General features: G+C 72.2%; 17 protein-coding genes. 4 read left to right on the forward strand and 13 right to left on the reverse strand.

Annotated elements, in window-relative coordinates; genetic code table 11:
* Positions 1-139: 139 nt before the first annotated feature.
* The 9 genes from AC061S_RS13965 to AC061S_RS14005 all read right to left on the reverse strand — a co-directional run bounded on the left by AC061S_RS13965 (position 140) and on the right by AC061S_RS14005 (position 8,515).
* Complete coding sequence (locus tag AC061S_RS13965; protein WP_478686238.1) at positions 140-1,072, reverse strand: ABC transporter permease; 933 nt, start codon at positions 1,070-1,072, stop codon at positions 140-142.
* Positions 1,069-1,947, reverse strand: a complete 879-nt coding sequence (locus AC061S_RS13970; protein WP_478686239.1) for an ABC transporter ATP-binding protein — start codon at positions 1,945-1,947, stop codon at positions 1,069-1,071. The genes AC061S_RS13965 and AC061S_RS13970 overlap by 4 nt, the downstream gene beginning before the upstream one ends.
* Positions 1,944-2,333, reverse strand: coding sequence for a GntR family transcriptional regulator (locus AC061S_RS13975; protein ID WP_478686240.1), 390 nt, complete (start codon positions 2,331-2,333; stop codon positions 1,944-1,946). The genes AC061S_RS13970 and AC061S_RS13975 overlap by 4 nt, the downstream gene beginning before the upstream one ends.
* Before the next feature lie 78 nt (positions 2,334-2,411).
* Complete coding sequence (locus AC061S_RS13980; protein ID WP_478686241.1) at positions 2,412-3,452, reverse strand: LLM class flavin-dependent oxidoreductase; 1,041 nt, start codon at positions 3,450-3,452, stop codon at positions 2,412-2,414.
* A gap of 185 nt (positions 3,453-3,637) precedes the next feature.
* Positions 3,638-4,402, reverse strand: coding sequence for a GNAT family N-acetyltransferase (locus AC061S_RS13985; RefSeq protein WP_478686242.1), 765 nt, complete (start codon positions 4,400-4,402; stop codon positions 3,638-3,640).
* Between the two features lie 52 nt (positions 4,403-4,454).
* Positions 4,455-5,477 carry a transporter substrate-binding domain-containing protein gene (locus AC061S_RS13990; protein WP_478686243.1) on the reverse strand — a complete coding sequence of 341 codons (1,023 nt, stop codon included), beginning with the start codon at positions 5,475-5,477 and terminating at the stop codon, positions 4,455-4,457.
* Between the two features lie 76 nt (positions 5,478-5,553).
* A complete protein-coding gene (locus AC061S_RS13995; RefSeq protein ID WP_478686244.1) occupies positions 5,554-6,369 on the reverse strand; it encodes an amino acid ABC transporter ATP-binding protein in 816 nt (271 codons plus the stop codon).
* On the reverse strand, positions 6,366-7,328 hold the full coding sequence (locus AC061S_RS14000) for an amino acid ABC transporter permease (protein ID WP_478686245.1): 963 nt from the start codon (positions 7,326-7,328) through the stop codon (positions 6,366-6,368). The genes AC061S_RS13995 and AC061S_RS14000 overlap by 4 nt, the downstream gene beginning before the upstream one ends.
* A 200-nt stretch (positions 7,329-7,528) precedes the next feature.
* The gene (locus AC061S_RS14005; RefSeq protein ID WP_478686246.1) at positions 7,529-8,515 is read right to left on the reverse strand and encodes an amino acid ABC transporter permease; all 987 of its coding nucleotides are present in this window, start codon (positions 8,513-8,515) and stop codon (positions 7,529-7,531) included.
* Positions 8,516-9,177: 662 nt separating this feature from the next.
* On the opposite strand from AC061S_RS14005, the gene AC061S_RS14010 reads away from it, so the two are divergent.
* From AC061S_RS14010 to AC061S_RS14020, 3 genes are read left to right on the forward strand one after another with little or no spacing between them, the layout of a single operon-like run.
* Positions 9,178-10,359, forward strand: a complete 1,182-nt coding sequence (locus tag AC061S_RS14010; RefSeq protein ID WP_478686247.1) for an LLM class flavin-dependent oxidoreductase — start codon at positions 9,178-9,180, stop codon at positions 10,357-10,359.
* Positions 10,356-11,330 (forward strand): ABC transporter substrate-binding protein, encoded by a 975-nt coding sequence (locus tag AC061S_RS14015; RefSeq protein WP_478686248.1) that lies wholly within the window; start codon positions 10,356-10,358, stop codon positions 11,328-11,330. The genes AC061S_RS14010 and AC061S_RS14015 overlap by 4 nt, the downstream gene beginning before the upstream one ends.
* Positions 11,331-11,353: 23 nt before the next feature.
* Positions 11,354-12,106, forward strand: coding sequence for an amino acid ABC transporter ATP-binding protein (locus AC061S_RS14020; RefSeq protein WP_478686364.1), 753 nt, complete (start codon positions 11,354-11,356; stop codon positions 12,104-12,106).
* A 106-nt stretch (positions 12,107-12,212) separates the two neighbouring features.
* Here AC061S_RS14020 and AC061S_RS14025 read toward each other — a convergent pair whose 3' ends face one another.
* Positions 12,213-13,094 (reverse strand): carbon-nitrogen hydrolase family protein, encoded by an 882-nt coding sequence (locus AC061S_RS14025; RefSeq protein ID WP_478686249.1) that lies wholly within the window; start codon positions 13,092-13,094, stop codon positions 12,213-12,215.
* Positions 13,095-13,102: 8 nt separating this feature from the next.
* Positions 13,103-14,605 carry an APC family permease gene (locus tag AC061S_RS14030; protein ID WP_478686250.1) on the reverse strand — a complete coding sequence of 501 codons (1,503 nt, stop codon included), beginning with the start codon at positions 14,603-14,605 and terminating at the stop codon, positions 13,103-13,105.
* A gap of 147 nt (positions 14,606-14,752) precedes the next feature.
* Here AC061S_RS14030 and AC061S_RS14035 point away from each other — a divergent pair, with 147 nt between their 5' ends.
* Complete coding sequence (locus AC061S_RS14035) at positions 14,753-15,376, forward strand: TetR/AcrR family transcriptional regulator (protein WP_478686251.1); 624 nt, start codon at positions 14,753-14,755, stop codon at positions 15,374-15,376.
* A gap of 152 nt (positions 15,377-15,528) precedes the next feature.
* Here AC061S_RS14035 and AC061S_RS14040 read toward each other — a convergent pair whose 3' ends face one another.
* Together AC061S_RS14040 and AC061S_RS14045 are read right to left on the reverse strand one after the other, a co-directional pair.
* Positions 15,529-17,358, reverse strand: a complete 1,830-nt coding sequence (locus AC061S_RS14040) for an IPT/TIG domain-containing protein (protein ID WP_478686252.1) — start codon at positions 17,356-17,358, stop codon at positions 15,529-15,531.
* A 322-nt stretch (positions 17,359-17,680) separates the two neighbouring features.
* Complete coding sequence (locus AC061S_RS14045; RefSeq protein ID WP_478686253.1) at positions 17,681-18,409, reverse strand: SOS response-associated peptidase; 729 nt, start codon at positions 18,407-18,409, stop codon at positions 17,681-17,683.
* Positions 18,410-18,428: the final 19 nt, after the last annotated feature.

An 18,428-nucleotide genomic window follows, 5' to 3' on the forward strand; every position in this document is an offset into this window, starting at 1 on the left:
TCGCGGACCTTCTTCCATTGGACAGTCCGGCCTATGGCACCGACCAGCGGCGATGGTCGCGAGCGGAGCACCGGAGGACCCGCCCGGCCGGGACTTTCGCCCCGGGCCGAAGGGGTCGTCCGCGCTGCTCACGGGAGGTTCAGGGGTGTCGTGCGTGCACCAGGCGGAAGGCGGCGTAGAGGACGGCGGCGGCCAGGGCGAGGAGAACGGAGGTTTCGATGAGCTGGGTCGGCCAGTGGTGCGAGGCCGGGTGGAAGTCCACGTACTGGGCTGTGATGTTCAGGTCGGCGGGGCAGCCGTTCAACCTCTGCGTCCGCTCGAAACAGGCGTCCTCGGAAAGGCGCTCGCCGGTGGCGGTGAGGAACCCGGTGTCCATCATCAGGGCAGAGGACGGTATGCGGGGGTACGTGTAGCCCGGGAAGGGCTCCGTGGCCGTCACCACGGGCAGGAAGGACCAGCGCAGCGCACCGAGGACCAGCAACACGAGGCCCGTGAGGAGACCGGTGAGCGCCATGGCGACCAGGGTCCGCCGGACCAGCTGCCCCACCAGGGCGCCGAGGGCCACGCCGAGCAGGCAGTACCCGATGAGCACCGGACCGGTGGCCTCGTAGGGTCCGCGGTCGGCCCAGTGGAGCTGCCAGGTCCCGCTCAACGATGTCCAGCCCAGGCGGTAGATCCCGATCAGGGCGACTGAGCCGAGCACCGAGACCGCGGCCGCCACGAGGACTTTCGAGCCGAGCCAGGCTTTCGCCGTTGTCGATTGGGTGAGAGCGAGCCGCCAGGTCCCGCTTTCCAGCTCGCGGGCGACCATCGGGCCGGAGACGAAGGCTCCCACCAGCAGTGGTAGGAACAGGATGCTGTTGCCCGCGTACTGCATGGCGAGCCGGAACAGTTCCCGCGCCCAGTAATCGGCCGTCACGTCCGTCGAGTCCGCGTTCGGACCTCCGCCCCACACGCGCATGGCGATCACCGCGGTGAGGCTCGCGGCCAGGAGGGCAGGCACCGCCCACAGCACGCGCCGGTGCTGGCGGACCGTGACCCAGTAGGTGCCCTTCAGTGTCAGCGCGCTCATGCCGACACCTCCTCGGTGGCGTCGACGGCGAACGCCGGAGCCTCGGGCGCGCGCAGATGGGCGAGCAAGAGTTCCTCCAGTGACGGGTGGGTCGTCTGCCAGGTGTTGCTGTCGATGGGGCCCCGGGGCCGTACGAGCGCCGTGAGCTGTCGGCCCGTCTCACGGGCCTCGACGACGGTGTGTGCCGAGAGTTCGTCGCGGGCGGCGGCGGGGCCGGTGAGCAGCAGGTGCGCCGCCCCGACCTCGTCGATGGGGCCCGAGAGGCGGATCCGGCCTCCGTCGACGAGGAGGAGGTGATCGCAGGCGCCCTCCAGCTCGGTGAGGATGTGCGAGGACATCACCACGGAGGTGCCGTTCTCGGCGGCGTCGGCCATCAGCGTGCCCATGAGGCGGTGCCGGGCGAGGGGGTCGAGGTCGGCCATGGGCTCGTCGAGCAGGAGCAGGCTCGGGCGTTTGCCGAGGGCCAGGGCCAGGGCGACCCGGGTGCGCTGCCCGCCGGAGAGCGTACGGACCTTCGCGCCGGGGTCGAGTTCCCCCGCCTCCACGATCCGCTCCGCCGTACGCGCCTCCCAGCGGGCCGGGTTGAGCTCCCGGCCCATGCGCAGGGTCTCGCCGACGGTGAGCTGCGGGTAGAGCGGCTTGTCCTGGGCCACGTAGGCCAGTTCCTCGCGCCGCACCGAGCGGAGGTGGCCCTCGGTCGCGGACACGAGACCGGCGGCAATGGCCAACAGGGTTGACTTTCCTGCCCCGTTGGGGCCTACGAGTGCACAGACCCGGCCCTCGGGCAGCCGGAAGGAGCAGTCGCGCAGCGCCCACCTTCCCCGGCGTCCGTAGCGCAGGCCGAGGCCGTCGGCCTCGATCACGGTGTGCGTCATGCGTGTTCGTCCCCCTTGAAGTGCTCTTCCAATACGGCCGAGAAGAGCGCGGCCGCGTCGTCCCGCTCCATCCCGGCCTCCCGTGCCTTCCGTGCCCAGTCGGCGAGTTCGGCGCGCAGCGGGGATTCCGCCGGGGCGCCGCCCAGGGACTTGCGGATGAAGGTGCCCAGACCCCGCTTCGCCTCGACGAGCCCCTCGCGCTCCAGTTCGCGGTAGGCCTTGAGGACGGTGTTCGGGTTGATGGCGGTGGCCTCGACGACCTCGCGCGCGGTCGGCAGCTTGTCACCCGGTTCCAACAGGCCCAGGCGCAGGGCCTGTTTGGTCTGCTGGACGATCTGCAGGTACGTGGCGATGCCGCTGCGCCGGTCGATGCGGTACTCGAGCACGACAACACCACCCTTTCACTAGGCAAGTAGTGAAAGGGTGGTGCAGGAGGGTACTTCTGTCAACAGTCCTCCGCCATCTCACGCGAAGGCGGGGTCCGGAATCGAGCGGCGCAGCATCGGAGCGATCCGCGACTGGAACAGGGCGAGGGAGTCCCGGTGTTGGGTCTCGGTCAGCCCGCCCGGCTCGGCCTGGAGGTGCAGCACCGTGTGGCCGAACTCCTCGTGGTAGCGGTGCACCTTCTCGATCACCTGCTCGGGGCTGCCGATCAGGGCCGAACTCCGCTCGACGAAGTCCTCCAGGGTCGGGAACACCGGATCCAGTCCCTGCGCGGCGTGGGCCGCGAGGTACCGGGCGAAGGCGGGCCGGTACGCGGCCACCGCGCCCTGCGAGGTCGGCGCCGTGTGGAAGCCCGCCGTGCCCGCGCCGACGACCGCGTGCGCGGGGTCGTGTCCGTAGTGCTTCCAGCGCTCGCGGTAGTGGCGGATCAACGCGGCGTACGGACCGATGGGATGGGTGACGTTCGCGGAGAAGAGCGGGTCGCCGTAGCGCGCCGCGAGATCCACGGACTCCCGGCTCGTGGCGCTGCCGTGCCAGACCCGCAGCGTCTTCTGGTACGGCCTGGGCAGCACCTCGGCGCCGGTCAGCGCGGGCCGGAAGCGCGGCCGCGCCGTCACTTCGGCCTCGCGCCAGATCCGGCGGAACAGCTCGTAGCCCTCGGAGTTGCGCTCCCACTGGTCCTCGGAGCTCACGTCGAACAGTTCGCGCTGCGCGGTGCCGTTCCCCTTGCCGATCATCAGCTCCAGCCGGCCGTCGCTGAGGTGGTCGAGGGTCGCGTAGTCCTCGTACGCACGCACAGGGTCCAGCAGGCTCAGGGTGGTCACGGCGGTGTACAGCCGGATGCGGCGGGTCAGGGCGGCGACGTGGGACAGCACCACGGGCGGCGAGGACGACAGGAACGGCCGCTCGTGGCGCTCGCCGACCCCGAACCCGTCGAAGCCGAGCTCCTCCGCCAGCAGCGCGGCGTCGACGACCTGCCGGAACCGCTCGCGCGTGGGCGTCGGGGCGCCCGTGGCCGGATCCGTGCCGTCCGTGATCAGGGTGATGGCCAGGAACTTCACGCCGGGCCCTCGCCGGGGTGGATGTGTTCGAGGGAGCCGCTGTTCATGGTGGGTCCTTCCTGATCCGCGTCGAAAATCATCCGGAGCGCGATCGCGTATTCGTCACGACCCCGCCCCTGTCGAAAAGGGCATGCCCGAAATCAGGGCCGCGGAATGACGGGCGTGTGAAAAGGAACTCGGCAGCGTTAAATGCGTGTGGCGGCAATGTCACCCGTGCCTTCGGGCACTCGGAAGGCCATGAAGAAAGGCCTGTGGCGCACGGTGAAACCGATCGACTCGTAGAGGCGGATCGCACCGGTGTTCTCGGCGGTCGTGTGCAGGAACGGTACGTCTCCCCGGTCCCGGATGCCCGCCGCGACGGCGCGGACCAGGCGCGTCGCGAGGCCCCTGCCGCGGAAGCCGGGATGGGTGCAGACCGCGCTGATCTCCGTCCAGCCGGGCGGACGCAGCCGCTCCCCGGCCATGGCCACCAGCCGGCCCCGGTGGCGGATGCCGAGGTACGTGCCCAACTCGACGGTGCGGGGCAGGAAGGGCCCCGGCTTCGTCAGCCCGATCAGCTCCAGGACCTCGGGCACGTCCGCCGGCCCGAGCCGCACCGCCTCGGGAGCGGGCTCGGCGCGCAGCGAGGTGTCGACCAGCTGGACCCCCGGGATCGACCCGACGGTCTCCCAGCCGGGCGGCTGGGTCAGCACCCCGGAGAGCGCGACGGTCCCGTCGGGGCCGGTCAGGGTGCGCAGCGCGGCCCAGGACCGGGGGTCGGCCGGGTCGGCGATCGCGGAGAACACGGCGACGTCCGGGGCGTAGCGGGCGGCGTGGCCGCCGGCCCGCACGGCGAAGGCCGCGTGCGGGCCGGACAGCGAGGCCCAGGCCGGGTTGTCGAGGACGTGCGCGGTCACCGGGGCCGCCGGGGCCGCCGGGCTGGGGGCAGGGCCGGGACTGGTGGTGGGCATGGGGGCGGAACCCTCCTTCCGTGGGATGCCCGGGCCGGGGACGGCCGCGGGGTCAGGAGTTGGTCGTGGGCAGCCCGGGCGGGTTCACCCGGGAGGAGGTCACGGCCTCGTTGGAGAGGTTCCAGGCGGTGAGGAGCTGCGCGTACCGGCCGCTCCCGGCGAGGTGGTTGACGGCCTGGGCCACGGGCTCGGCCAGTCCGCTGTCCTTCTTCGCGGTCGCGGCGATCAGCCCCTGGAGGGTCTCGCCGGCGCCGGAGAACGAACCGGCGTTGCGGGTCGGGGCGTTGCCGCTCGCGGTCTGGGTGACGTGGTACGCGATCGACGGGTTCGGGCCGAAGTTGAGGTCGATCTTCTTGCCGCTCAGCGCCAGGTAGACGCTGTTGGCGTCGGGGAAGTACTTGACCGTGATGTCCTTGCCCTCGGCCTGGAGCTTCTTCTGCCACTCCAGGAGGATCCTCTCCTGGTTGGTGCCCTTGCTGACCGACACCGTCCTGCCCGCCAGGTTGCGGTAGTCGCCGCCGAACTCCCAGGTGTTCTCCTTCAGGGCTTCGAAGGCCAGGTTGTCCTGCCTGTAGGAGGCGAAGTCGTACTTCTTCTTGCGTTCCTCGGTGACCGTGACGTTGGAGAAGGCCACGTCGACCTTGCCGCTGTCGATGCCCACGAAGAGGTTCTCCCACGTGGAGTTCTTCACCACGGGCTTCAGGCCCAGGGTCGCGGCGACGAGGCGGCCGAGGTCGGGCTCCGCGCCGGTGAGGGTCTTCTGGTCGGTGCCGACGTAGGCGAGGGGCGGGAAGCCGGCGGGCAGGGCGCCGACCCCGATGACCAGCTCACCGCGGTCGCGCACGGCCTCCGGGAGCTGCGCGCGCAGGGACTCGACGACGGGCACGGACAGCTCGGCCTGCTGGGCGGCCCCGTTGGAGACGGCGCCGATGGTGACCTTGTCGGAGTTCGACGCGGTACCGGTGGCCTTCGCGTCGCCGCCGCACGCGGTGAGTCCGGCGGCGAGGGCGACGGCGGCGGTCGTGGCGCCGAGGCCGCGGACGAGTCTGTTGCGCAGGAGGGACGGGCGTTGCATGGCGTTGCCTTTCGGGTGTTCGCGATACGAGGAAGGTCGAGGCGGGCGGGACAGGCGGGCAGGCGCGGCAGGGCGGTCAGAGCACCTTGCTGAGGAACTCCCGGGTCCGCGGGTGCGCGGGGTGGTCCAGCACCTGCGCGGGCGGGCCCTGCTCCACGATGCGGCCCTCGTGGAGGAAGACGATCTCGTCGGCGACCTCGCGGGCGAAGCCGATCTCGTGGGTCACGATCACGAGGGTGGTGCCCCCGGTGGCCAGGTCCTTGATCACGGAGAGCACCTCGCCGACCAGCTCGGGGTCGAGTGCCGAAGTGGGTTCGTCGAAGAGGATGACCCCCGGCCGCAGGGCGAGCGCCCGCGCGATGGCCACCCGCTGCTGCTGCCCGCCGGACAGCTGTCTCGGGTAGGCGCCGCCGCGGTCCCCGAGCCCTACGCGGCCCAGCAACTCCTGTGCCAGAGCCTGCGCCCGCGGCCGGGACAGCCTGCCGGTGGCCACCGGGGCGGCGGCGACGTTGTCCAGCACGGTCAGGTGCGGGAAGAGGTTGAAGTTCTGGAAGACGAAGCCGATCCGACCGCGCTGGGCGAGGATCGCCCGTTCCCTCAGCTCCTTGAGCCGGCCCCCGTGCCGCTGGACGCCGATCAGCTCGCCGCCGACGCTGACGTGGCCGGCCTCGGGCTTCTCCAGGTGGTTGAGGACGCGCAGCAGGGTCGACTTGCCGGATCCGGAGCGTCCCAGGATCACGGTGACGGTCCCGGGCGCGACGGTCAGGCTCACCCCGTCGAGGACCCGTCGGCCGCCGAACCACTTGTGTACGTCGTGCACCTCGATGGCGGCCGGCCGCGTGCTCGTGGCGGCGGTGTTGGCGGCGCTGTCGGTACGCGCGCTCGCGGTCATCGGGCCGTCTCCTGCCGGTAGCGGATCCGCAGGTCGCGCAGGCCCGCCCGGACCCGCTGGAGGGGAGTCGGCGCCGGGGTGCGCAGCGCTCCGCGGGCGTAGTGCCGTTCGACGTAGTACTGCACGACGGAGACCAGGCTGGTGAGGATCACGTACCAGACGGTCGCCACCAGCAGCAGCGGCACCACGTCGCCGGGATAGGTGCTGCCCAGGCTCTGCACCGAGCCGAACAGGTCGAGCAGGGAGACGTAGAAGACCAGCGAGGTGGCCTTGAGCAGGCCGATCAGTTGGTTGACGTAGGACGGCACGATCGAGCGGAGCGCCTGCGGGAAGACGATCCTGGCGAACTGGTACCGCTTGGGCAGCCCCAGGGCCGCGGCCGCCTCGTGCTGTCCCTGGTCGACGGAGAGCACACCGGCCCGGACGATCTCGGCGGCGTACGCGGCCTCGCTCAGGCTCAGCCCGACCACCGCGACCACCATGTCGGTGGCGAGCCGCGACTCGTCGAAGGTCAGGAAGGCGGGCCCGAACGGTACACCGATGCTGAGGGTGGGGTAAAGGGCGCTGAGGTTGTAGAGGAAGAGCAGGACGACGATCAGCGGCACGGAGCGCAGGAGCCAGATGTAGGTCCAGCTCACCGACCGCAGCACCGGGCTGCCCGAGAGCCGTCCGAGGGCCAGCAGGACGCCGCCGGCCAGGCCGAGGACCGCACTGTACGCGGCCACCTGGAGGGTGATGAGCAGCCCGTCCAGGATCACCGGGCGGGTGAACCAGTACGCGAAGCGGTCCCATTGGTAGAAGGGATTGGCGATCAGCCCGTGAGCGGCCTGCGACACCAGCACCAGGACGACGACGGCGGCGACCCAGCGCCCGGGCCGGCGCAGCGGGAGGACCCGCTCGGCCGGCCCGGGCGGCCCGGAAGGGCCTGCGGGTGCGGAGAGGAGCAGTGTTTCGGTCAAGGACACTCCACGGCTTCGAATAGGCGCAGAATCGAAAAGCAGCCGTCATGCCGGACAGGAGAGGCCGCCGATATCTCTTCGTCTGCGGCGTAAGCTAGGCAGCCCGGAGAAGGGGTGTCAACGGCCTGGATATCGGGATGCGTGAAATCGTGTTCCGATTTCATCCGCCGTACATACAACGCCTCTTGGTGAAATGAAACTCAGCGGTCGCCCGGTGTGGCCACCGAGTTCGGGCGGCCCCGCAGCCCGGCCAGGCGGACGCGCGGCAACCGCAACGGCGTGGGCGGGAGGCCGCGCGAGCTGCCGCGCGCGTAGTGCCGCTCCACGTAGTACTGGCCGGCGCTCAGCACGGTGGTGACGGCGATGTACCAGAGGGTGGCCACCATCAGCAGCGGGATGACCTGGTAGTTCTGGTTGTAGACCAACTGCACCGAATACAGCAGGTCGTGCACGGCCAGCACGCTGACGATGCTGGTGCCCTTCAGGGTGCCGATCAGCATGTTCCCGGCGGTCGGCACGATGGAGCGCATCGCCTGGGGAACCACGATCCGGTACAGCGTGCGGCGCCTGCCCAGCCCGAGTGCCTGCGCGGCCTCGGTCTGGCCGGGGTCCACGGAGAGGATGCCGCCGCGCACCACCTCGGCGGCGTACGCGGTCTCGTGCAGGGTCAGGCCGATGACGGCGGTGAGGGTCGGGCCGAGCAGGTTCACCGTGCTGACGGTGAAGAGCTGGGGGCCGTAGGGGATGCCCAGGCCGAGCGTCGGGTACAGGGCGCCGATGTTGAACCAGAACAGCAGCTGTACCAGGAGCGGCGTGGACCGGAAGACCCACACGTAGCCCCAGCTCAGTGTGCGCAGGACGGGATTGGCCGACAGGCGCATCACGGCGAGCACGGTGCCGAACAGGAACCCGAGCACCATCACCACGCCGGTCAGCCAGAGGGTCAGCAGCAGCCCGTCGAGCACGGCGGAGGTGGTGAAGTACCGGCTCACCAGGCCCCATTGGAAGGCGTCGTTGCGGACGACGGAGGCCAGCACCATCGCGAAGACCAGCAGCGTGGCGGCGGCGGACAACCGACGGCCGACACGCCGGCGGGGCACGATCGGCGGCGGCTCGGCACCGGGGGTGGACACGGGGGACGCGTCGGACACGTGCGGCGCGTCGGAGACGTCGGAAGCGGTGGTCATGGAGGTGCTCCGGGGAGTGGGAGGGATCGCGGGCGCGGCATGGCCTGCCGGGCGCGCGTACGGCCGCCGTCACGCTCGCCGTGTCCCTCAACACGGCCGGACCGGCCTCCGCACAGGGCGGAGCCGGAACGCCGCCGATCGTATGCGTTCACCGCGCGAACGTGTCAACAGGGCGCGGTTCGGCGGTGGTCGGGCCCGTCCGGCATCCGGTCCGTTGCTTGACGAAGAGCGCTTCGTACTGTTCAAGTAGGCGCATGAACGCCCATCAGCGCCTGGTCTCGCGCGACTACATCGACTTCGGTCGGGTGTGGTCCGCGGCCTGTTGCGCCTGACGCGGCAGCGGGCCGTCCGACCGGCCCTTCCCTCCCTCGGTGACCCCGTCGCGGGCCGAGATCTCCTCTTGCGCAACCGTCCTGCGGGCCGTCACCGCGGCTAGGCCGGGCTGCCGCGAACCCGGACGCGCGCTGCCGCCGCACCTCCCTCCGACGCCCCCGCGTCGTCACGCTCGCACCGTCGCGCCCCGCCGTCCCACCCGCCATCCCACCACTGCCCCGTTCCGTCCAGCGACCGCGGACGGGTGACGGACCCTCACGCACCGCTGCTCCGGGGGTGGTTCACCCTGACCTGACGCGATCCGCCGCACCTTCCGAAAGGCCATACCCATGCCCGTGGAGTTCCTCGGCATAGCCGCCACCAACGACGGCTCCGAAACCACCGCACGATCCGGCGCCGCCTTCGACAAGGAGTACACGCTCAGGCTCGCCGGGGCGCACGAGGAACACGGCTGGGACCGGGTGCTGTTCGCCTACGGCTCCGGCAGTCCGGATCCCGCGCCGGCCGCCGCGTACATCGCGAGCCGGCTGGACCGCCTGCAGATCCTGCTGGCCCACCGGCCCAACGTCTCGTACCCCACCTTCGCCGCCAAGACCTTCGCGACTCTCGACCAGATCAGCGGCGGCCGGCTGGCCGTGCACTTCATCACCGGCGGCAACGGCCACGAGCAGGGCCGCGAAGGCGACGTCCTCGGCAAGGACGAGCGCTACGCCCGCACCCGCGAGTACATCCGCATCGTCAAGAAGATCTGGACCACCCACGAGGCCTTCGACCACGAGGGCGAGCACTACCGCTTCCACGACTTCGTCAGCGACGTCTTCCCCGTCCAGCAGCCCCGCCCGAACGTCTCGTTCGGCGGTTCCTCACCCGCCGCCTACGCGGCCGGCGGCGCGGAGGCCGACATCTACTGCCTGTGGGGCGAGCCCCTGGAGCAGACGGCCCAGCAGATCGAGGCCGTACGGGCCGCCGCGCGGGCCGCGGGCCGCACCGAAGCTCCCCGCATCCAGGTCGCGTTCCGACCGATCATCGCCCCGACCGGGGAGCTGGCCTGGGAGAAGGCCCACCGCACGGTGGGCGCCATCCGGGAGCGCAGGCGCGCCGGGACCGTACAGCGACACCGCAACGGCGTGTCGGAGGCCGCGGCGCCCCAGAACACCGGATCGCAGCGCCTGCTCGCCATCGCCGAGGCCGGGGAGCGCTACGACCGGGCGCTGTGGACCCCGACCGCCGCCGCCACCGGGGGCGCGGGCAACTCCAACGCCCTGGTCGGCACCCCGGAGACGGTGGCCCAGGCACTGCTGGACTACTACGACCTCGGCGTGGACGTCCTGTCGGCCCGGGGCTACGACCTGCTCGGCGACGCCGTCGACTTCGGCCGGTACGTGATCCCGCTCGTCCGCGAGGAGGTGGCGAAGCGGGACGCGGCGCGGGACGCGGCGCGGGACGCCGTACGCGATGCCCGGCCCGAGGACGGGTTCCCCCGCCAGACCCTGACGGCGGTGCGCGGATGAGCCTCCTCGGGCACAAGGGTGCCGGGCTCCGCGGACGCCTGCGCACCGCGCTCGTACTCCTGACCGCACTTCCCCTGCCGGCCACCGTGACGGCCTGCGGCTCCGGCGACGGATCCGCCCCGTCGGCCGCCGCGCTCGCCTCGCCCGCGCCGGCCGACGATCCGGTCGCCGGCGTCCGTGCGGTCGAGCCGATCGCCGCCCTGCTCCCCGCCGAGGTCCGCAAGGCGGGCAGTCTGCGGCTCGGCGGCTCCGTCGGATCCCCTCCGTCGGCGTACTACCCGAACGGGCAGGACAAGCCGCCCGCCGGTCAGGACGTCGACATCGCCGCCGCCGTGGCCAAAGTCCTCGGCGTGAAGCTGGAGCGGCAGGACGCCTCCTTCGAGACGATCCTCCCCGCCCTGGGCAGCGGCAAGTACGACGTCGGTGCGGGCAACTTCGGGGTCACCACCGAACGCCTGAAGTCCGTCGACTTCGTCACCTACGTCAACGACGGCCAGGGCTTCGCGGTCCGGACCGGCAACACCGCACGGACCGGCCAGGTCTCCGACCTCACCCAGCTGTGCGGACTGATCATCGGTACCGGCGCCGGCACGACGTTCGAGAAGACCCTCACCGCCCAGAAGGAGGTCTGCGCCGCAGCCGGGAAGAAGCCGTACGAGGTCAGGGTCTTCACCGAGACCGGGGCCGTGACGACGGCCCTCCAGCAGGGCCGGATCGACGTCGTCATGTCGACGATCAACGGCCTGCGCCACCAGGCCGCCCAGCCCGCCGCGCAGACCACCTTCCTCGGCGAGTACCACCGACTCGACGTCGGCTTCGCCTTCAAGAAGGGCTCCCCGCTGACCCCCGCCTTCCAGGCCGCCGTCAACGAGCTGATCAAGGACGGCACCTACGCGCGGATCCTGAGGAAATGGGGCACCACCCCCTCCGCGATCGACACCTCGCAGATCAACCCGGCCGAGCACACGTGAGCGAGCCCGCACACGAACGGGTCATGGTCGAGGTGCGCGGCGTCCACAAGAGCTTCGGACCCCTGGAGGTGCTGCGCGGGGTCGACCTCAAGGTCCGCGCCGGCGAGGTCACCGTGATCCTGGGCCCCTCCGGCTCGGGGAAGTCCACCCTCCTGCGCACCATCAACCACCTGGAGAAAGTGGACCGCGGCTGGGTCAGCGTCGACGGCGAGCTCATCGGCTACCGCGGCCACCGCGGCAAGCTGTACGAACTCAAGGAGAAGGAGGTGTTGAACCAGCGGACCCACATCGGGTTCGTCTTCCAGGACTTCAACCTCTTCACGCACCTCACGGTGCTGGAGAACCTCGTCGAGGCTCCCGTCTCCGCGCTGCGCCGGCCGCGGGAGGAGGCCGAGGCGACGGCCCGCCGGCTGCTGGAGCGCGTGGGCCTCAGCGAGAAGGCGGACGCCTACCCGCGGCAGCTGTCCGGCGGGCAGCAGCAGCGGGTCGCCATCGCCCGCGCGCTCGCGCTCGAACCCAAGGTGCTGCTCTTCGACGAGCCGACCTCGGCGCTCGACCCGGAACTGGTCGGCGAGGTCCTGGACGTCATCAAGGACCTGGCCCGCACCGGAACCACCATGCTCGTCGTCACCCACGAGCTGGGCTTCGCCCGGGAGGCCGCCGACACCGTCGTCTTCATGGACGGCGGGGTCGCCGTGGAGCAAGGCGCGCCCGGTGCCGTCCTGGACGCCCCGCGGCACTCCCGCACCCGCGCCTTCCTCGCCAAGGTGTGGTGAGCGCCGCTTCCCAGAGGGCGGTCCGGAACCCCCACCGGTTCGAGGGCGGCCGTGGACGACTCGGCCGGCGCCCCGGCGGTCGACCGGGTTTCCGGTCTCTCGACGGTTACGCGGTCCCGTCCTCCAGCCACTGCGGTGTGCGGAAGGCGGCGCCGCCGTACATCGGGAGGGCGATCGATTCCCCGTACCGGGCGAGCTGGTCCCAGGGCCGGTTGATCCCGGTGGAGCCGTAGCGGCGGACCCGGGTGACGGTGTCGAGGTCCAGTACGTCGACGAGCACCTCCTCGCCGGGGCCGGCCTGCTGGCGGACGGTGCCCTCGGGGTCGACGATCGCGCTGGCGCCGACCCCGGCCGGGTCGGCGGCGTTGACGTTGACCACGTACACCTGGTTGGTCCAGGCGTTGGCGCGGGCGCAGACGAGTTCCATCTCCCGGTCCCGGGTGGGCGTCAGGGTGGGCTGGATGACGATCTCCGCTCCCAGCCAGGCGAGTTGGCGGACCGTCTCCGGGAAGGAGCCGTCGTAGCAGATGGCCAGGCCCGCCCGCCCGATGCCGGGGATGTCGAAGACCGTGAACTCGTGGCCGGGCCGGGCCTTCTCGTACGGCTGCCAGGGGAAGATCTTGCGGTAGCGGGCGACGATCTCGCCCTCGGGCGAGACCGCGATGGCCGTGTTGTAGACGTGCCCGTCCTCCGCGCGCTCGTAGAGGCTCCCCGGGACCAGCCACAGCTCGGTCTCCCGGGCGAGGGAGCAGATCCGGTCGGTGAGGGGTCCGGGGATCGTGACGGCCGCCTGCTCCATCCAGTCGTCGGGCGCGGGCCGCAGCAGCGGGCCCTCGGCGGCGAGCAGGAGTTCGGGGGCGATGACGAGCTGCACGTGCGGGAAGAGCTCGCGCGTGGTGCGGACCTGGTCGCCGAAGCGCTGCCAGCTCGCTTCGAGGTCGTGGGCCACGGGCGTGGTCTGCAGGGCGGCGATGGCGAGAGTGCGCATGGGTGTGGTCAGTCCTCGGTGATGGTGAGCGCGGCGACCGACGTGCGGCCTTCGCGGAAGAAGCGGCGGAACCGGGTACGGGCGATCAGCAGGGCCAGGGCGCCCGCGGCGATGGACCCGGCGCCGAGGAGGAAGACCCCGCCGACGCCGTGGAAGGAGGTGCTTCCGTAAGCGGGGTCGTACATGTCGTAGGCGCTGCGGGCGAAGGCCGCCAGCATCAGCGCACCGCCCAGCAGGGGCAGGACGCCGCGCAGCAGGAGGTCGCGCGGGGAGTCCCGGAGCCGCTTGCGGAAGTACCAGACGCAGGCCAGCGCGGTGGTGCCGTAGTAGCAGGCGATGAGCAGCCCGATGCAGAGGATGGCGTCGCCGAGGAAGTCGCCGGAGACGAGCGTGAAGAAGACGAGCAGGCAGGCCGCCGCCGTGCCGATGAGGAGGGTTCCGGCGGAGGGGGTGCGGTGCCGCGGGTGGACGCGGGCCAGGGCCGGCGGCAGGGCTCCGTGGGAGGACATGGACAGCGTGGAGCGGGAGCTGCCGACGACGCAGGTGAGCAGCGCGGAGACGGCCGAGACGCAGACGGCCAGCTGCATGGCCTTGGCCAGGGCCGTGCCCAGTACGGGCGGCGCGAGGGTGCTCAGCACGTCCGCGGCGTTGTCGGGATTGCCCAGGCCGATGCCGTCGGTGCCGGTGCCGGCGAAGCTGATCGCCGCGAAGGCGGTGAACAGGTAGGTGCCCAGCAGCAGGACCGTCGAGAGGACGGCGGCCTGACCGGAGACGCGTTCGCCGTCGCGGGTCTCCTCGTTCGCCGTGATCAGGGCGTCCCAGCCCCAGTAGATGAACAGGCACAGCAGGACCGCCTCGGTGAGGGACCCGAGGTCGGCGAAGGCGAAGGGGTCGAGCCAGGAGAGGGAGGGTGCCGCGGCGCCCGTGCGGCCGAAGGCGGTCACGCCGAAGCCGAGCAGGGCGAGGAGCTGCAGGCCCAGCAGCACGTACTGGACGGAGGCCGCGAGCTGCAGGCCCCGGTAGGCGATCGCGGTGACGGCGGCCAGCAGCAGGACGGCGGTGACCGTCACACCGGCGGAACTGTCGGCGAGGGTGTGCAGGCCGAGGAAGCGCAGCAGGTAGCCGGCGCCGACCTGGGAGAGCGCCGTCATCGCGATGAGCGTGGCGCACAGGGGCACCCAGCCCCCGGTCAGCCAGCCGGTCCGCGGCCCGAAGGCGCGGGTGGTCCACACGAAGGTGGTCCCGCAGTCGGGCATCTCCCGGTTGAGCTCGCGGAAGGCGAAGGCGGTGAGCAGGACGGGCAGGAAGCCGAGCAGCAGGGCGGCCGGGGCCAGGTCGCCGACGGCCAGCGTCACGAAGCCGAGGGTCGCGGCGATGCTGTAGGCCGGCGCCACGGACGACAGCCCGAGGGTGACGGAGGCGAGCAGGCCCACGGAGCCGCCGCGCAGACCTTTTCCGACGGGGGCGGGCGCCGGCCCGGTTCTGGCCCCGGTGTCGGTCGGGTTGGTCATGATGCCTCCTGGAGGCCGCAGGTGTGGTGCGCAGAGCGTGAGACGCTGCGTTAAACGCAGATTTAAGACCTGGCTTCCTGGACCGTCAATAGTGTGAGCGATATTGTTAAACTCAGATTTAGATGATCGACCTCTGGAGGAGATGGCGTGGCAGCCAGGAAGGGGACCGGCAAGGAGAACCGCCGGTCCGAGCTGGGCAAGGCGGTGGAGCGCGCCGTGCTGGTACGCGGACTGGAGGGCCTGCGGCTGCGCGATGTCGCCGACCAGGCCGGGGTCACGCCCGCCGCGGTGCTCTACTACGGCGATCTGGACGCCCTCGTCCACGCCACGTACCAGCAGGCCATCGAGCGCTACAGCCAGGAGCGCGAGGAGGCCGCGGACCGGTTCGACGACGCCCGCGACAAACTGCGGGCCTGCATCGGCCACGGCGTCGCCGGCGGCCCCGACGACGCGCTCACCCGACTGCTCTTCGAGTACTGGCCGCGCTGCCTGCGCGACGCCCGGGCGGCGGCGCTCGACAGCGCGCTGACGGAGCGCCAGATCGCGGTGTACTCTGGCATCTTGGTGCTCGGCCAGGCCCAAGGGCACTTCCTGCTCCAGGACCCGCCCCGACTGCTCGCCGCGAACTTCGTCGCCATGGAGGACGGCTACCAGATGGAGGTCCTCGCCGGGCGGCGCACGCGCGCCGAGGTGATCACCGCCCTGCGCTCCTACGCCCGGGCCGTCACGGGTCACGAGCTGACCGGCGGGGAGTCCGCCGACCCCTCCTGAGCCAGGCCCGGACGCGCCGTCGGCCCGGACGCGCCGCCCGGCCCCCCCACGGCCCGCACCCCCCGCCGCCCCGCCACGGGACGCGGCGGGCCGACGGCGATCGGGTGCGTACGCCGTCCCGTTGAGGCCCGGCGTCGGACGGCTGAGACGGGTCAGGGGCAGGTGGCCAGGAGGACCGAGACGACCGTGCAGCCGGCGGTTGCGCCGTCGTTGAGCGGGTTGGGGTCGGTCGGCGCGGACACCGTACGGGTGGCGGAGACCGAGACGCGCCCCAGCGAGAGCAGGCCCAGCGGTACCCGGAACGACTTGGTGGCGGTGGCGCCGTCGGCGATGGTCCCGTAGGCGCAGGTCACGGTGGACCCGGCGGCCGTGCAACCCGGGGACAGGGTGGTGGCGGACGCGCCCGACGGCAGGGTGGCGGTGAGCGTGGCCGAAGTGGCCGTACCGGGACCGGTGTTGCGGGCCGTCAGGGTGTAGGTGAGGTAGGGGACCAGCAGGCTGAAGCCGGGCTGTGCGGTCAGGTCCACGTCGATGTCGGCGGGCGGGAGCTGGTACGTGTACCGGCCGGCGCCGGTCACGGCGCTGGTGCCGCCGGGCGTGGTGACCCGGACGTCCACGGGGCCCGCGGCGTGGGCGGGCGCGGTGGCGGTGCAGGCCGTGGGGGTGCAGGAGAGGCCGGTGGCCGCGTTGCCGGAGCCGAAGACGATCGCGGTGGCGCCGTCCAGGCCGGTGCCGCCGACGGTGACGACCGTACCGCCCTCCGTCGTGCCGACGGCGGGGCTGAGCGAGGTCACCACGGGGACGGGGACGTAGGCGTACCGGCCGCCGGGGGACGGGGCGCTGGTGCCGCCGGGGGTGGTGGCCTGCACGTCCACGGTGCCGGTCCCGGCCGGAGCGGTGGCGGTGCAGGAGGCCGCCGTGCAGGTGACGCCGGTGGCGGGGTTGCCCGGGCCGAAGGTGAGGACGGCTCCCGCCAGGTTGGTGCCGGTGACCGTCACGCCGGTACCGCCACCCGTAGGTCCGGCGGCCGGGCCGACCGCCGTGACCGTGGGCGGGAGGGTGAAGGCGAACACGATCCGGCCGTCACCGGCGTTGGCCCCCTCGGTCAGCGTGACGGTCGAGCCGGGAACCGTTCCGGAGACCAGGCTCGACCCTCCGCCACCTCCTCCTCCGCCACCACCGGTGGCGCCGTATCTGCCGCCGCCCCCGCCCCGGCCCCCGCCGCCGTACCCGGCTCCGCCGCGGCCTCCGGCGCCCGTCGGGCTGAACACGCCCTGGGCGGCGGAGCCGCCGGAGCCGTTCGGGTAGGCGCCCGGGGAGCCGTTCGGGCCCTCGTTGTCCGCGCCGGGCCCGCCGGTCCCCGCGGCCCCGCCGGCCGTGTCGGTGCCCGGGCCGCCACCCGTACCGCCCTGGGCGTCGGGGACCAGGCCGTTGCCGTCGGCGCCCGCCCGGCCGCTGTCACCGCCGGGCGCTCCCGGGTAGGCGGGGGAGCCGATGCCCGCTCCGCCCGCCCCGCCGCCCGAACCAGCCGTCAGAAGCGGCGTGTTGGCGGCGTTGGTCACCGCGACCAGGGCGCCGCCGGATCCCGGCACACCGAACTGCGGGCTCGCCGTGCCGTTGGCGCCGCGCCGGCCGACGGTCACGTTGAAGGTCTGCCCGGGCGTGGCGGGGACGGTCGCGACGAGGTGCGCGCCCTTGCCGCCGGCCGTGCCGTCGGCGGCGTTGCCGCCCCCGGCGCCGTCCAGCGTCACCACACCGCTGGAGACGCCGTCGGGCACCGTGACGCTTCCGGAACCCCCCGCCGCGCAGGTGATCGTGGTCGTGGCGCCCACCAGGACCGGGGCGGCGCACACCCCCTCCGCCGAGGCCGGGGGCGCCAGCACCGTCAGGCCGCCCGCGGCCAGCGCCGAGGACGCGGCCACCGCCAGCAGCCGGCGCCGCCACGGGGCGCGCGGTCCGTGTAACACAGCAGTCGAAGACATCGAAGTCTCCCCCTCTCGCCTCCGCCCGGCAGCGGCCGGAGTCGCATACTCCTGGGAAGCCGCGGCCGGACGCTCCCGTACGACGAACCGGAGCGCAGCTTCGTCCGGCGGTGCCGCCCGTTCGCCGGTATTCCAGGGCCCGTTGGAAGGGCGGCGGCCCAGTGATACCGGCGGAAGCATCGCAGCGGCCGGGGCGCGGCGGGCGCCGAATGCCGGATCGTCCCGCCAAACCGTGGGAAACCCCGAAATCGGCGCCCGCACTCGTACGAATTTCCGAGAGGATGTGAGGTTGCCGGTTGCCGGTTGCCGCGGTGCGCTGTCGTCAGTCGGTGGGGTCGATGAGGTGGGGGCCGTTGTTGCGGACGCTGTTGACGGCGGTGGAGACCGGGGTCACCGCGAGCCGGCCGCCGCCGGGGGTGTGGAGCAGGGCGCGCAGATCCGTCGTGTCCTCGTGGGACGGGTCGAGCCAGGCCTCGTAGTCGCCGGGGTCGAGGGCGAGCGGCATCCGGGGATGGATGCGGCCCGCCGCGTCGGTGGCCTCGGTGGTGATGATCGTGGCCGTGGTGAGCCAGGCGTCCGGGTCGTCCCGGTCGGCGACGGCGGGGTCGCGCCAGAACTCGTACAGCCCGGCCATGGCCATGACGGACCCGGTCTCGGGACGGATGAAGTAGGGCTGCTTGTAGGCCTTCGCCGTTCCGTTGGCGGGTACGGCGACCCACTCGTAGAAGCCGTCCGCGGGCAGCAGGCACCGACGCTTGGCCAGGGCCCGCCGGTAGGCCGGCTTCTCGTGGACGGTCTCCACCCGCGCGTTGATCATCCGCGACCCCACGGCCGGGTCCTTGGCCCAGGACGGCACAAGGCCCCACCGCACAGAACGCAGTTGCCGCCCGAGCTCCCCGGTGTCCCGGTCAGCGCGCTCCAGGACCGCCCACACCTCGTCGGTGGGCGCGACGTTCCACGAGGGCCCCGGCGCCGGGCCGGGACCGAGCTCGGCATCGAAGAGGCCCGCGAGATCTTTCGGGGCCCGGGAAGAGGCATATCGACCACACATGCCTCCACTGTCCCACGCC

Source organism: Streptomyces sp. CA189 (assembly GCF_056428985.1).